Below are 12,598 nucleotides of genomic sequence, written 5' to 3' on the forward strand. Positions count from 1 at the left end.
GCCTTCGGAGCGTGGGATACCCCCACCCCTAACCCCTCCCCACAAGGGGGAGGGGAATACCGCCGTGAATGGGGCGGCGCTTCCTGTGTCAGAGACCATGAATTGTAAAATGGCTATGCCAGTCGCCGCAGCCTGATCCCCCTCCCCCTTGTGGGGAGGGGTGGGGGTATCCGAACTCTCGAAAATCATGGTGTTCCAGACAGACCCCTTTTCGTCCGACCTGCCTCATTCCGCCGCCTGCTGCGCCAGTCTCGCCACCGGTTTCTCCTCGATCGGCCAGTGGACGATAGCCGCGAAGATGCCCAGAACGATGCCCAGCCACCAGATGCCGTCATAGGATCCGGTTTCGTCATAGAGCTTGCCGCCCAGCCAGACGCCGAGGAAGGCGCCGATCTGGTGGGACAGGAAGACGAAGCCGAACAGGGTCGCCATGTAGCGCGGGCCGAACATGACCGCGACCAGCCCGGTCGTCGGCGGCACGGTGGACAGCCACAAGAGCCCCATGACACCGGCGAAGACCAGCACGGAGAATGGGGAAACCGGCAGCATGATGAAGGCGAAAATCGCGATTGCCCGGCTGAGATAGATCGCCGACAGGAGCAGCGGTTTGGAGTAGCGGCCACCGATATATCCGGAAATCAGCGACCCGGCGACATTGCACAGGCCGATAAGGGCGATTGCCGTCGCGCCCCAGGACGGGTCAAGACCGAGGTCCGCGATATAGGGCGGCAGGTGAACCGTGATGAAGGCGACGTGAAAGCCGCAGACGAAGAAGCCGAAGGTGAGCAGAATGAAGCCGCGGGTGCCGAAGGCTTCCGCCATGGCCGATGTCAGTTTCTGCTCGTGCGCGGGATTGCTTTCCTTGGGCAGCTCCGACTTGCCCCTGAGCGCAATGGCGAGAAAGGGAATGAGCGCGACAAGCCCGGTAAAGACGATCAGCGTGTCCTGCCAGCCGATATTTGCTATCAGCGCTCCGCCCAGCGGGGCGAACAGAAACTGGCCGAGAGACCCGGACGCCGTGCCGATACCGAAAGCAAGCGACCTTTGCGCGGGCGTCACGGCGCGCCCGAAAGCGGCAAGAACCAGCGAAAAGGACGAAAAGGCGATTCCAAGCCCGACGAGCACACCCGCGGACACATGCAGGGCCACGGCGCTTTGGGCGTCGATCATCAGGATGAGGCCGGTGGCATAAAGGACTGTGCCGAGTGTCATCGTCTTCCAGGTGCCGAAACGGTCCGACATCATTCCGGCGATCGGCTGGCCGATGCCCCAAAGCAGGTTCTGAAGGGCGATCGAGAGGGCGAACAACTCGCGGCTCCAGTCCCGGGCCTCGGTCATGGGTTGGAAAAACAGGCCCATCGCGGACCGGGGACCGAAGGAAATCAAGGCGATCAGACAACCGCAGCCGATAACGAGCGGGATGTTCGGGCCCGTGCGCCCGGGTGTTTCTGCGGCGGTCATCGAAGATCTCCCATCGTGAATTTACGATAAGATACGCGGGCTACGAAGTTTCACCAAACGCGTATTTTTGATCGATGTATCAACATTGGGAATGAATGATATGGTGGCGTCAGCTAAGAGCGCATACGATTGCCTGACCAGGGAGGGGCAGATGAATGCATGTTAAGTTTATGGAAAATATAATGAAAATAAATTGCACTCAGAATTGTCAGGAAAGTGATGGATTTTTAACCGCGCGCCCATTATATAAGCTCTGAAAGAGCAAAAGGGTGTGGGCCGATGTGCCCGTTTTCTTTTGCATCTGATATGCTCAATATGAGTATAATAACGGCGCGGGCAACCGGACCCTGGTTCCGGCCCGCAAACAAGAGGGAGGTCGTCATGACCATTGCCCAGACATCCGCACCCGTCGGCGCACCTGTTGACGCACTCGTCGGAGCACCGATCGCAAGCGGACTGACCGCCCTGGACCGGTTCGGCAGACTGGACCGTCCGGACCTGCGCTATACACCCGAAGTTGCGGAAGCAACCGCGCCGATCTATCAAAAAGTCAAGCACATCATCCCGGCGATCGAATGGCCGGCGCTGGCGCCCACGATCCATGCGATCAATGCGCTGAAGAAACAACGCAACGCTGTCATTCTGGCGCATAACTACATGACGCCGGACATCTATCACGGCGTGGCCGATATCGTCGGCGACAGCCTGCAGCTCGCCATCGAGGCGACGCGGACGGACGCCGACGTGATCGTCCAGTGCGGCGTGCATTTCATGGCGGAAACCTCCAAGATCCTCAGCCCGGACAAGACGGTGCTCATTCCGGACATGCGGGCAGGCTGCTCGCTGGCCGAATCCATCACCGGCGCCGATGTTCGTGCCCTGCGCGAGCGTAATCCCGGTGTGCCGATCATCACCTATGTCAACACCTCCGCCGAGGTGAAGGCGGAATGCGACATCTGCTGCACGTCGTCCAACGCCTTGCAGGTGGTGGAAAGCTTCGGGGTCGACAGGGTGTTCCTTGTTCCGGACAAATACCTGGCCGCCAATATCGGCAACAAGACCGATGTGGAGGTGCTGGTCTGGGACGGCGCCTGCGAGGTGCATGAGCGCTTTACGGCGAAGGAACTGCGAGACTATCGCAGCATCGAACCGGGTGTGAAGATCATCGCCCATCCCGAATGCCCGCCGGACGTTGTGGCGGAAGCCGACTTTGCCGGTTCCACGGCGCATATGATCGACTGGGTGAAGACCCGCAAGCCTGAAAAGGTGATGATGGTCACCGAATGCTCCATGGCCGACAACATCGCCAGCGAAACGCCGGGCGTCGATTATATCCGGCCGTGCAATCTGTGCCCGCACATGAAGCGGATCACGCTGGACAAGATCCTCGACGCTCTGGTCGAGATGAAAGAGGAAGTTGTCGTCGATCCCGTTGTGGCCGGCAGGGCCCGCACCGCGGTTGAGCGGATGATCAACTTGAAAATCTGACCGGCTTCGGTCTAAGTGATCTCTTCCGGGCCGGGCATCCGCCTGGCCCGGAAGCCCTTCGGGCAAAGCTTTACGCTCCAGTCTTTTTCCAGGAAGTATCCCATGGCCGTCTCGCAAGAGGATTTCGCACCTGCCCATCTGGGCAAGGATGTGGATGACGTTGTCATACTGGGAGGCGGTCTCGCCGGCCTGTTCTGCGCACTGAAACTCAGCCCGCGTCCGGTCACGGTGATCACCAACGCGCCGATCGGCGAGGGCGCGTCGTCCGCCTGGGCCCAGGGCGGAATTGCCGCCGCGATTTCAGAACAGGATTCGGTCGAAAAACACCGGGACGACACGCTCGCGGCCGGCTGCGGCATCTGTGAGGAAAAGATCGTCGAGCAGATGACCCGCGAGGGCAGCGCCAGGGTGCATGATCTTCTGTCCTATGGGGTCCCGTTCGACCAGGATCTCGAGGGCCGGCTGAAATTCTCCCGCGAGGCGGCCCACTCCCAGAGCCGCGTCGTGCGCGTGCGCGGCGACATGGCCGGCAGGGCCATCATGGACGCGCTTATCGCCGCTGTCCGCAGAGCGCCATCCATCCGTGTTCTGGAAGGCTATATCGGCGAAAGTTTCCTTGGTGAGGGCCGCTATGTCACCGGCGTCCTGGCCCGCAAGCGCGGCGGTATCGAGCGCCTGGTCTTTCCGGCAAAAGCCGTTGTCCTGGCCTCCGGCGGCATCGGCCACCTTTTTGGACTGACGACCAATCCGCACGAGGCGAACGGCCACGGCCTTGCCATGGCGGCCCGCGCGGGAGCGGTGATCGCCGACGCCGAATTCGTTCAGTTTCATCCCACGGCACTGGATGTCGGCAAGGACCCGGCCCCCCTCGCCACCGAAGCTTTGCGCGGTGAAGGCGCGACGCTGGTCAACAAGGCCGGCGAACGGTTCATGCAAGGCGTGCATCCGGACCTGGAACTTGCCCCGCGCGACATCGTCGCCCGCGCGATCCATAACGAAATCGCCGAAGGCCGGGGTGCGTTCCTGGATTGCCGGGAGGCCATCGGCGGGAAGTTCAAGGACGATTTCCCGACGGTCTTTGCCGCGGCCAACGCAGCCGGCATCGACCCTTCCAGGGAGCTGCTTCCGGTCGCGCCCGCCGAGCATTATCACATGGGCGGCGTCCTGACCGACGCCAATGGCCGCACGTCTCTGGACGGCCTCTGGGCGGCCGGAGAAGTGGCCTCCACCGGTGCGCATGGAGCCAACCGGCTGGCCTCCAATTCGCTGCTGGAAGCCGTTGTGTTCGCGGCGCGTATCGCCGAAGACATCCAGGGCCTCATGCCCACGCCGCGCAGTGCCTTCTGGAACGAGATGGACGAAGAGCCGAGCCTGCCGAGCCGGCGCAATTCCGAAGAGCGCGAGGCAATCACGACCTTGCGCACCACCCTGGCCAGAAATGTCGGGGTTCTGCGGGATGCGGAAGGTCTGAAAACCGCCCTGGCCGATATTTCGAAGGCGGAAAGGATCTGCGTCCGCCAGTCCATCAAGAACATGATGGTGACCGGTAAGATCATCACGGCCGCCGCCCTCAAGCGCCAGGAAAGCCGCGGCGGACATTTCCGCAAGGATTTTCCGGCGGAAGATCCGGCTCAGGCCAGACGTTCCTACACCACGCTGAAAGAGGTCGAGGCGCTCACCGCCGAAGCTCTGGAAACCGCTTGAGCGGAGAGGCGCCATGACCCGCAAAAACCTGCCGCATCTGCCGCAATTGATGATCGATGACGCGGTCAAGGCCGCCCTGTTCGAGGACTGGGGCCGCGCAGGAGACGTAACCAGCCAGGCAACGCTGCCTTCCAGCGCCCGGGCGACGGCTCTCATCGCCGCCCGCAAGCCGGGTGTTCTGGCCGGGATCGGATTTGCCGAAAGCGCTTTCCGGCAAACGGATTCGGCCTTGCGTTTCGAACCGGTCAGGCAGGATGGCGACCGGCTCGCCGCCAAAGACGTGGTCGCCCGCATCGAAGGTCCGGCGCGGGCCCTGCTGTCGGCCGAACGCGTCGCGCTGAATTACCTCGGCCATCTGTCGGGTATCGCGACGGCGACGTCCCGCTTTGCCGACCTGATCGCGCATACGAAGGCCGATATCGTCTGCACCCGCAAGACGACACCCGGATTGCGGGCGTTCGAAAAATACGCTGTCAGATGCGGCGGCGGCATCAATCACCGCTTCGGGCTGGATGACGCCATCCTGATAAAGGACAATCACATCGCTGTGGCCGGCGGTGTCGCAAAGGCTGTCGAAGCCGCGAAGGCTTTCGCCGGGCACCTTGTGAAAATCGAGGTGGAAGTCGATACGCTGGAGCAGCTCCAGGAGGCGTTGACGGCCGGTCCCGATGTGGTCATGCTCGACAACATGCCACCCGAAATCCTCAAGAAGGCCGTGCAAATCGCGGGCGGAAGAGTGCTTCTGGAAGCGTCCGGCGGTATCGAGCTCGATACGGTCAAGGCCGTCGCCGAAGCCGGAGTGGACCTGATTTCCTCAGGCTGGATCACTCATTCGGCTCCGGTTCTGGATCTCGGGCTGGATATCGAGATTTCCTGATCAGCCTGCTGTCAGGTAAAGTCCACCCAGAGCCGTCAAGGCGCCGAGGCTGCGGATGATGCGCGTGGCCCAGGCCGGGTCATTGCGGGTGGCGATATTCGCCCCGTAGCCGATCAGCAGGCCCGCTGCATGGAGCAGGGCCGTGGCGAGAACGAAACCGGCGGCATAGCCGATCGCACCGGCCGATCCCATCTCACCGCCGTGGGCGTGACCATGGCAGAGACCGAATACCGCGACCAGGGCAGCCGATGCTCCGAGCGGCAGGCGCAGGGCCAGCGCGACCGCCACGCCGAGCACGATCACGGACGCCAGGATGAGCGGCTCCACATAGGGCAGCGGGAGACCGGCAACCGATAGCGCGAAGCCGGCGATCATGGCGCCGACAAAAGTAGTTGGCAGAGTCCAGATCGCGCGGCCGCCCAGCAGGGCCGCCCAGAGACCAACGGCGATCATTGCCAGAACATGGTCCGTGCCGAAAACCGGGTGGCTGAACCCGGCGGCGAAAGAACCGTGTTCGGACGGATCCAGATGCGCCAGGGCCGGGGACGCGGCGAAAAGGCTGATGGCGGCTGCGAGGGCCATGCGGAATATCATGAAACGATCCTTCGATTGGTCACTCCGGCGCCCCGGGATGGGTCGCGCCGTTCATGCGTTTCTTTGAAACACGTCCGCACCATGCCCGATTCCGGGCATCGTGTGAATTATGTCAATGTTCCATGTCCTTATGGATAAGGGAAAACGGCTGTTCTGCCGCGCTCTAAGGCGCTTTAGGGGCCGTATCCTAGTTCCAGCCGCCGGCAAAGGTCTTGTAGAAGATATGCTCGCCGACCTGACCGCGTTTGGCCATGGATTTGGCCCAGCGTGGATTCACATAGGTCGCATGATAATGGGTCGAGGCATCGACCATCTTCAGATACTGCTTGCCGTCCAGGACTTCTCTTGACAGGCGCTGCGCGGTTTTCCATGCGATGGGGCTGGAAATCCGGTCCTTGATGCCGTCGCAGGCGAAGGAGAACTGGCAGCGGTTGCGCTTGTGCCGGTTCTGATAGACGACACCGCAGATGGTGTCCGGATAGGACGGGTTCTTGACCCGGTTCAGGACCACCTGGGCAACGGCGACCTGGCCTTCTTCGCTTTCGCCGCGGGCTTCGAAATAGATGGCTTCCGCGAGGCAGCGCTGTTCCTTCTTCTCGCCGACGGACAGGGGCAGAGGCTTTTGCGCCCACCAATGCGGATTTTCCGGATCTTCCGGCGGCGGCAGGTCCTGTTCGTATTTGGCCGAGCCGAACAACGCGTTGAACGGCTCTTTCGTTTCCCGCACGCTTTCGGGGGCATAGGCGGAAACTAGCGAGAAACTGGCGGCGGCGGCGTTGCGCGCCATCATCACCTTCTGCAGGTCAAGCGGACCGTCTTCAAGCAGGCCGTCCTTCTTGGCCTTCGCCAGAAGCGAATCCGTTTCCCTTGAATTGAGCGGCTGCGCCTTCACGAAGGAGACGCGGGGAAAGCCTTCGTGCTTTTTCCCGGTCGAGATCATGCTCGACATGGCATAGACATTACCGGAGGCCATTTCGACCGTCCGCCAGTCGGGCGCCACGGAAATCAGCCGGTTGCCCTTGGTGGATTTATTGGTGGCGATCTTGTCCGGAAGTTCCGTCGAACGCACGCTGTCGGCCACATCCTGCAGACCGTAGAGAGGTCTGGCCTCAAATCCCCTGTCGGCGGATGTCAGGGTCAGAACCGGCGTACTGGCCAGGCTCGGTGGCGGCGTTGCCCCCAGCGCCAGCTGCGGGGTGAGCTTCGAGGTGAAATTCGCCGGTTCAAGCGCCATCATCCAGCGCGGCGTTTCGTTGTCGCGCGCATTGATGAGGGCGAATATGTCCTGCTGACCGACGCTGCCGGCAAGGCCCAGATAGACCAGGGGACAGGCAACAAGTACGCGTTTGAGCCGGCGCATACGCGCTCGGACCGGGCCGTATTCTTGTGTCACTTTATGAGAAAACCGCTCTTTGTTGCGGGATTTAAGGCCAGACATACGCAGCCAACTCCAACTCGGTACCTATCATCCCCAAACGCCGGATGATCCGTGCCAACGCCGCGTTAACGGCAACACTGAAATTGAAGATGTCCGCTTAACCTTGAAAGAGCGTTAATGAGCGAAGAATTCGCGGAATTTCGTGGAAGTTTTCGCGAAAGTCGGGAAATTATGGTTAATAACCTTAAGTACTTATAACCATACAGCAGCAGAATACGGACCGGAATGGGGCAGTCAGCGTCCGCCGACCCGCAAGCCCGGAGCAGGGCGTTCGCTCATCAGCTGGTGGCGGAACCGGAACAGCGCCGCCGGCCGGCCTCCGGTCGCCGTGGACGTCGCCCCCGTCGGTTCCACGAGATCGGCATTTTCCACCAGGCGGCGGAAATTCTGCTTGTGCAGGTGCCGTCCGGATATGGCCTCGACGGAATTCTGCAGCGCCGTCAGCGTGAAGGTTTCCGGCATCAGTTCGAAGATCACCGGCCGGTATTTCAGCTTGCCGCGCAGCCGGGAAATCGCGGTTGCCAGCACCCTGCGGTGGTCGAAGCGCATCGCCGGGCCAAGAAACGGCAGTGTCTCACGCGCCAGGGCCGCCGGCCGACCGTCCCGCCGGGCCTCGAGAACAAGCCCTGCTTCATAAAGAAGTTCATAGCGCTCCAGCGCGCGCTCCTCGTCCCAGCTTGTGCTGCCGGTCCCGAAAGCGAGCCGGATGCGCTCGCTGCGGCTGAGAGGTTTAGGCGCTTCACCGGCGCCTGGCGGATCGTGCGCCCAGCTGTCGAGGGCTGGCAGGATTTCCCTGTCCAGCAGAGCCGGCCTACCGGTGCGCCAGTCTTCCCAGGGAAAATAGTCATACCAGGAGCGCCAGGCGGAATTGTGCCGGGCGAGCATGCTTTCCGAGCCCGGTGTTTGCCGCGTCAGCGCCAGATAGCCGACCGACACCACATGCGGTCCCTCGTCGCCGGACACCCTGTGGCGGCCGCGATCGCCGAATGTATAAAGCTGTTCCACATAGCCCAGTCGCAGCGCCGTCTGGTTTTCCACCCAGGAGCGCAGGCCGATCTCGAAGGTTCTGTGATGGATGGGATCGAAAGGGCCGAAGGGCAGGCTGTCGAGAGCACGGTCGTCCGCATCGTTCACATGGACGATTTGCGGCATGCCGCCGGCCACGGAAACGATGACGGCGTTCAGTCCGATCTCAATACTGGCTTGCCGATGCGGCATGGTCTCTCCCGGTTCCCCGTCAATCGAGCGGCATCTCGAACGGCACGCCTTCATAGGCATTTGCGCCACGGCCGATGCCGCGCACCGCGTCGATCATACGGCCGTCGCGTGCCAGAAGCCTGTCCCCCATTGCGACAATACGCGCATTGGGGGTCGCCGAGGGAGACCTATTGCGCAACAGGGCGGCCAGACGGTGCTCGTTTGCATCCGGGTTGAGCGCACAAGCGGCGACATAGGCTCCGGCCGTCGACCGGCTGATGCCGGCCCAGCAGTGAATCACGAGAGGAGCGCGCCTGTCCCAGGCTCGGATGAAGGCAACGAAGTCGCTGATCTGCTGCTCGCTGGCCGGGATCAGTCCGTCAATCGGAGTGACAATGTCGTTGAACGCCAGAAACAGGTGCCTGTCCGGCGCAATTCCTGCCGGTGTCGGTACGTGCATCTCGGCATTGATCAGGGTGACAAGTGATCTTGCACCGGTCGCCGCGATTGTTTCGGGCAATTTGGACAGGGAGCAAACATGCAGCATTGAACAACCAGGTTAATCGTCTCTACGAGTAAACTAGGGTCATTCGCCGTGAAGGTCACCCGCTTGTGCGCGCGCTTTTGCGTTTGTTCCCAGCTTCGCGCAGCGCCTCGATCTCCTCGAAGCGCTTCATGAACTTCTGCTGCGCTCTGGCAACGGGCAAAGGTTCCAGCCCGAAATGGAGCTTGCCCTCACTGTTGAGTGGAAAGCCGCGCGGCTTGCCGAAAATCTTCGCCGCTTCCTTTTCCTCAAAACCGGCAAGTTCCACGGCTTCGAAATACGCACAGATGATGTCGGCCCGTTTCGCCAGTTTCTTCACGGCCTGCGGAATTTCCGCGGGCAGGCCGTAGCGCAGGTGGATCGCGGCCTGCAGACGCGCCTCCACACCCTTGTAGGCTTCGCCGATAACCGCCTTGAACGGCGAGATCATGTCGCCGATCACATATTCCGGCGCGTCGTGCAGCAGCACGGCCTGGCGCCAGTGCGGCGGCAGGTCCGGCTTCAGCATCAAGGCGATGTCTTCCACGATCAGCGAATGCTCGGCAACGGAAAAGGCATGATTGCCGTAGGTCTGGCCGTTCCAGCGCGCCACCCGCGCCAGGCCGTGGGCGATGTCGGAAATCTCGACGTCGAGCGGCGACGGATCCAGCAGATTGAGGCGCCTGCCGGACAGCATGCGCTGCCATGCGCGGGGTGGCTGGTCGGAAGGGGCGGAGGGCATCGGTCCTCGTTTTTCGCGCGGTTCAGTCCGCGGTGGTCGGTTCCGGCCAGTTGAATTCCGCCCAGTCGGGAAGTCTGGCCTGAAGTTCCGCGTCACCGCATTGAAGAGGGCTGCCGTTTTCCTTGGCTTGGGCAACCTTGTCAAGACGCAGCAGCGCGAGACCGATGGTCCCGCCATCGACCGGAGCGCTGGAGCCGAGCGTACCCACGCTCTTGCCGGCTGCGGTGACACTCGTTCCCTTTTCGGCAAGGGCGCTTGAACTCTCGACCGGAATGAAGCGTTTGCGGGCAGTGCTTCGATGCTGGACGCGCGAGACAACTTCCTGGCCGACAAAGCAGCCCTTGCTGAACGAGACGCCGTTGAGCTGGTCGAGGTCCGCGTCATGCGGAAAGATGTCCGAATAGTCGTAGTCCTTCAGCCCTTCCGGCACCCCGAGGCTTATGCGGTGAGCGTCGTAGGCGGCGATGTCCGCCTGCCGTGCCGCCAATTCGGTGGACATCGAGACGGGCCCGACCGACCGCAGGCCGAGAGCGGGCAGACGTGGATCGGCGACGGTCAGCATCGCGCCTGGCGTCTCGGCGGTGCCGTCCCAGATGGCGAAGACGCCTGTCTCCCCGGCGAGCGGTTCCAGATCCACCTTCGCGCGCAACCGGTATAACGCGAGGCGCTTGATGAGATCCTGCGCTGCCGTGGCGGGCGCGTCGAGCAGATAGGCATCGCCGGCCTTGTAGATCAGGAAATCGAACAGGATCTTCCCCTGAGGCGTCAGCAGCGCCGCCGATCCAGCGCCGGTCCGGTCGATGGTCTTCAAATCCGCGGTGACCAGATTTTGCAGGAAATGATGCGTGTCGGGGCCGGATAGCCGGATCAGCGCGCGGTCGGTCAGATGGGCGAAGGAAGGGGATGGCACAAGGCATTCCTCAAAACATGAGTGCGGGGGCTGATATTGCAGATAGGCACTTTGCCCTGATCGGACAAGATTTGGAATTGCTGCGCGGCATCTGGCTCTTTTGACAGGGGCCGCGTATAAGTCCGGTTGAACTGAAACGCCAGTATTTAAGAGCAATGCGGAGGGGCCTAATGAGCGCGACCTATGACCTGATCCTGAAGGGTGGAACCGTTGTCAATCAGGATGGCGAGGGTCGGCGCGACGTCGCGGTCAGGAACGGCCGTATCGCCGGGATCGGTTCCTTCGATGGCTCGCAAGCAGGCGAAGTGGTCGATTGCGCGGGGCTGCATGTCCTGCCCGGTGTCATGGACACTCAGGTTCATTTTCGCGAACCCGGCCTTGAGCACAAGGAAGATCTGGAAACCGGATCCCGTGCAGCGGTCATGGGCGGTTTGACCGCCGTCTTTGAAATGCCGAATACCAATCCGCTGACAACCTCCGAGGCGGCGCTGGCCGACAAGGTCGGGCGCGGTCATCACCGCATGCATTGCGATTTCGCCTTCTGGGTCGGTGGCACCCGGGAGAACGTAGGCGACATTCCCGAACTTGAGCGCCTTCCGGGCGCGGCCGGCATCAAGGTGTTCATGGGATCGTCCACGGGCGACCTGCTGGTGGAAGACGATCAGGGCGTGCGGGATATCCTCTCGGTCACGCGCCGCCGGGCCGCCTTCCATTCGGAGGACGAGTTCCGCCTTCGCGAGCGCCTGGGCGAACGGGTCGAGAACGATCCTGCGTCGCATCCTGTCTGGCGCGATGAGATCGCCGCGCTGAAATGCACGCAGCGGCTGGTCGCGATTGCCCGTGAAACCGGCGCCAGGATCCATATCCTGCATCTGTCGACCGCCGAGGAAGTCGATTTTCTGATCGACCACAAGGATGTCGCCTCTATCGAGGTCACACCGCATCACCTGACCCTGACCGACGAGGCCTACCACCGTCTCGGAAGCCTGGTACAGATGAACCCACCGGTCCGCGCGCCGCGCCACTCGGAACGCCTGTGGTGGGCGCTGCAGCAGGGCCTGCTGGATATATTCGGGTCCGATCACGCCCCGCACCTCCTGGAAGAGAAAAAGAAACCCTATCCGGCATCTCCCTCCGGCATGACCGGCGTGCAGACGCTTGTTCCCATCATGCTGGACCACGTCAATGCCGGCCGCCTCACTCTTGCGCGTTTTGTCGACATGACCAGTGCCGGCCCGGCCCGTCTGTTCCAGACGGCGCGCAAGGGCAGGATCGCGCTCGGTTACGACGCCGATTTCACGGTGGTCGATCTCAAGCGCAAGGAAACCATTCGCAATGAGTGGATCGCGTCCAAATGCGGCTGGACACCCTATGACGGCAAGCAGGTCACCGGCTGGCCGGTCGGAACCCTCGTCCGCGGGCAGCGTGTCATGTGGGAGGGCGACCTGGTGCAGCCCTCTAAAGGGGAAGCCGTCGTTTTTCTGGACGGAATGAAGGCCTGAGAAAGCCTGCCTGCGCCAGCGTTCCCGCGCAGGATACGGATTCCTTACATTTTGTGATGTGAATAACAGCGCAAACCTGGATAATGTGGAATTTTAAAGGGAACAGTGAAGGAAACCAATGAGTAACCTTGTTTCCTAACCTGTTTTACACACGTCACGGTT

Annotated in this window: 11 protein-coding genes; 4 read left to right on the forward strand and 7 right to left on the reverse strand. The window is 61.8% G+C overall.

What is annotated here, in order from left to right; genetic code table 11:
* Positions 1-225 precede the first annotated feature (225 nt).
* Positions 226-1,461: an MFS transporter gene (locus CLV41_RS06190; protein ID WP_103221299.1), complete on the reverse strand. Its 1,236-nt coding sequence runs from the start codon at positions 1,459-1,461 to the stop codon at positions 226-228.
* Between the two features lie 381 nt (positions 1,462-1,842).
* On the opposite strand from CLV41_RS06190, the gene nadA reads away from it, so the two are divergent.
* From nadA to nadC, 3 genes are all read left to right on the forward strand, one after another.
* The gene (gene nadA, locus CLV41_RS06195) at positions 1,843-2,949 is read left to right on the forward strand and encodes a quinolinate synthase NadA (protein ID WP_103221300.1); all 1,107 of its coding nucleotides are present in this window, start codon (positions 1,843-1,845) and stop codon (positions 2,947-2,949) included.
* Positions 2,950-3,051: 102 nt separating this feature from the next.
* Complete coding sequence (locus tag CLV41_RS06200) at positions 3,052-4,653, forward strand: L-aspartate oxidase (RefSeq protein ID WP_103221301.1); 1,602 nt, start codon at positions 3,052-3,054, stop codon at positions 4,651-4,653.
* 13 nt (positions 4,654-4,666) lie between these two features.
* Entirely contained in the window at positions 4,667-5,530 is an 864-nt protein-coding gene (gene nadC, locus CLV41_RS06205; RefSeq protein WP_103221302.1) for a carboxylating nicotinate-nucleotide diphosphorylase, read from the forward strand.
* On the opposite strand, the gene CLV41_RS06210 is transcribed toward nadC, so the two are convergent.
* The 6 genes from CLV41_RS06210 to ygfZ all read right to left on the reverse strand — a co-directional run bounded on the left by CLV41_RS06210 (position 5,531) and on the right by ygfZ (position 10,934).
* Positions 5,531-6,124, reverse strand: coding sequence for a HupE/UreJ family protein (locus CLV41_RS06210; protein ID WP_103221303.1), 594 nt, complete (start codon positions 6,122-6,124; stop codon positions 5,531-5,533).
* Between the two features lie 187 nt (positions 6,125-6,311).
* Positions 6,312-7,484, reverse strand: a complete 1,173-nt coding sequence (locus CLV41_RS06215; protein WP_235867067.1) for a cell wall hydrolase — start codon at positions 7,482-7,484, stop codon at positions 6,312-6,314.
* 312 nt (positions 7,485-7,796) lie between these two features.
* A complete protein-coding gene (locus tag CLV41_RS06220) occupies positions 7,797-8,780 on the reverse strand; it encodes an NUDIX hydrolase (protein WP_103221305.1) in 984 nt (327 codons plus the stop codon).
* Positions 8,781-8,799: 19 nt separating this feature from the next.
* The gene (locus CLV41_RS06225; protein ID WP_103221306.1) at positions 8,800-9,306 is read right to left on the reverse strand and encodes a tyrosine phosphatase family protein; all 507 of its coding nucleotides are present in this window, start codon (positions 9,304-9,306) and stop codon (positions 8,800-8,802) included.
* Positions 9,307-9,361: 55 nt separating this feature from the next.
* Complete coding sequence (locus tag CLV41_RS06230; protein WP_103221307.1) at positions 9,362-10,024, reverse strand: YfbR-like 5'-deoxynucleotidase; 663 nt, start codon at positions 10,022-10,024, stop codon at positions 9,362-9,364.
* Between the two features lie 22 nt (positions 10,025-10,046).
* Positions 10,047-10,934, reverse strand: coding sequence for a CAF17-like 4Fe-4S cluster assembly/insertion protein YgfZ (ygfZ, locus tag CLV41_RS06235; protein ID WP_103221308.1), 888 nt, complete (start codon positions 10,932-10,934; stop codon positions 10,047-10,049).
* Positions 10,935-11,104: 170 nt separating this feature from the next.
* Here ygfZ and CLV41_RS06240 point away from each other — a divergent pair, with 170 nt between their 5' ends.
* Positions 11,105-12,436 (forward strand): dihydroorotase, encoded by a 1,332-nt coding sequence (locus CLV41_RS06240; protein WP_103221309.1) that lies wholly within the window; start codon positions 11,105-11,107, stop codon positions 12,434-12,436.
* Positions 12,437-12,598: the final 162 nt, after the last annotated feature.

The sequence above is a fragment of the Roseibium marinum genome (assembly GCF_002906165.1).
GTDB classification, from domain to species: Bacteria; Pseudomonadota; Alphaproteobacteria; order Rhizobiales; family Stappiaceae; genus Roseibium; species Roseibium marinum.

Bases quoted from the DNA above. Each gene is read 5' to 3' on its own strand.
- CLV41_RS06190 (WP_103221299.1), bottom strand. From the start codon at position 1,461: ATGACCGCCGCAGAAACACCCGGGCGCACGGGCCCGAACATCCCGCTC.
- CLV41_RS06240 (WP_103221309.1), top strand. From the start codon at position 11,105: ATGAGCGCGACCTATGACCTGATCCTGAAGGGTGGAACCGTTGTCAAT.
- nadC (WP_103221302.1), top strand. From the start codon at position 4,667: ATGACCCGCAAAAACCTGCCGCATCTGCCGCAATTGATGATCGATGAC.
- CLV41_RS06215 (WP_235867067.1), bottom strand. From the start codon at position 7,484: ATGCGCCGGCTCAAACGCGTACTTGTTGCCTGTCCCCTGGTCTATCTG.
- CLV41_RS06220 (WP_103221305.1), bottom strand. From the start codon at position 8,780: ATGCCGCATCGGCAAGCCAGTATTGAGATCGGACTGAACGCCGTCATC.
- nadA (WP_103221300.1), top strand. From the start codon at position 1,843: ATGACCATTGCCCAGACATCCGCACCCGTCGGCGCACCTGTTGACGCA.
- CLV41_RS06225 (WP_103221306.1), bottom strand. From the start codon at position 9,306: ATGCTGCATGTTTGCTCCCTGTCCAAATTGCCCGAAACAATCGCGGCG.
- CLV41_RS06230 (WP_103221307.1), bottom strand. From the start codon at position 10,024: ATGCCCTCCGCCCCTTCCGACCAGCCACCCCGCGCATGGCAGCGCATG.
- CLV41_RS06210 (WP_103221303.1), bottom strand. From the start codon at position 6,124: ATGATATTCCGCATGGCCCTCGCAGCCGCCATCAGCCTTTTCGCCGCG.
- CLV41_RS06200 (WP_103221301.1), top strand. From the start codon at position 3,052: ATGGCCGTCTCGCAAGAGGATTTCGCACCTGCCCATCTGGGCAAGGAT.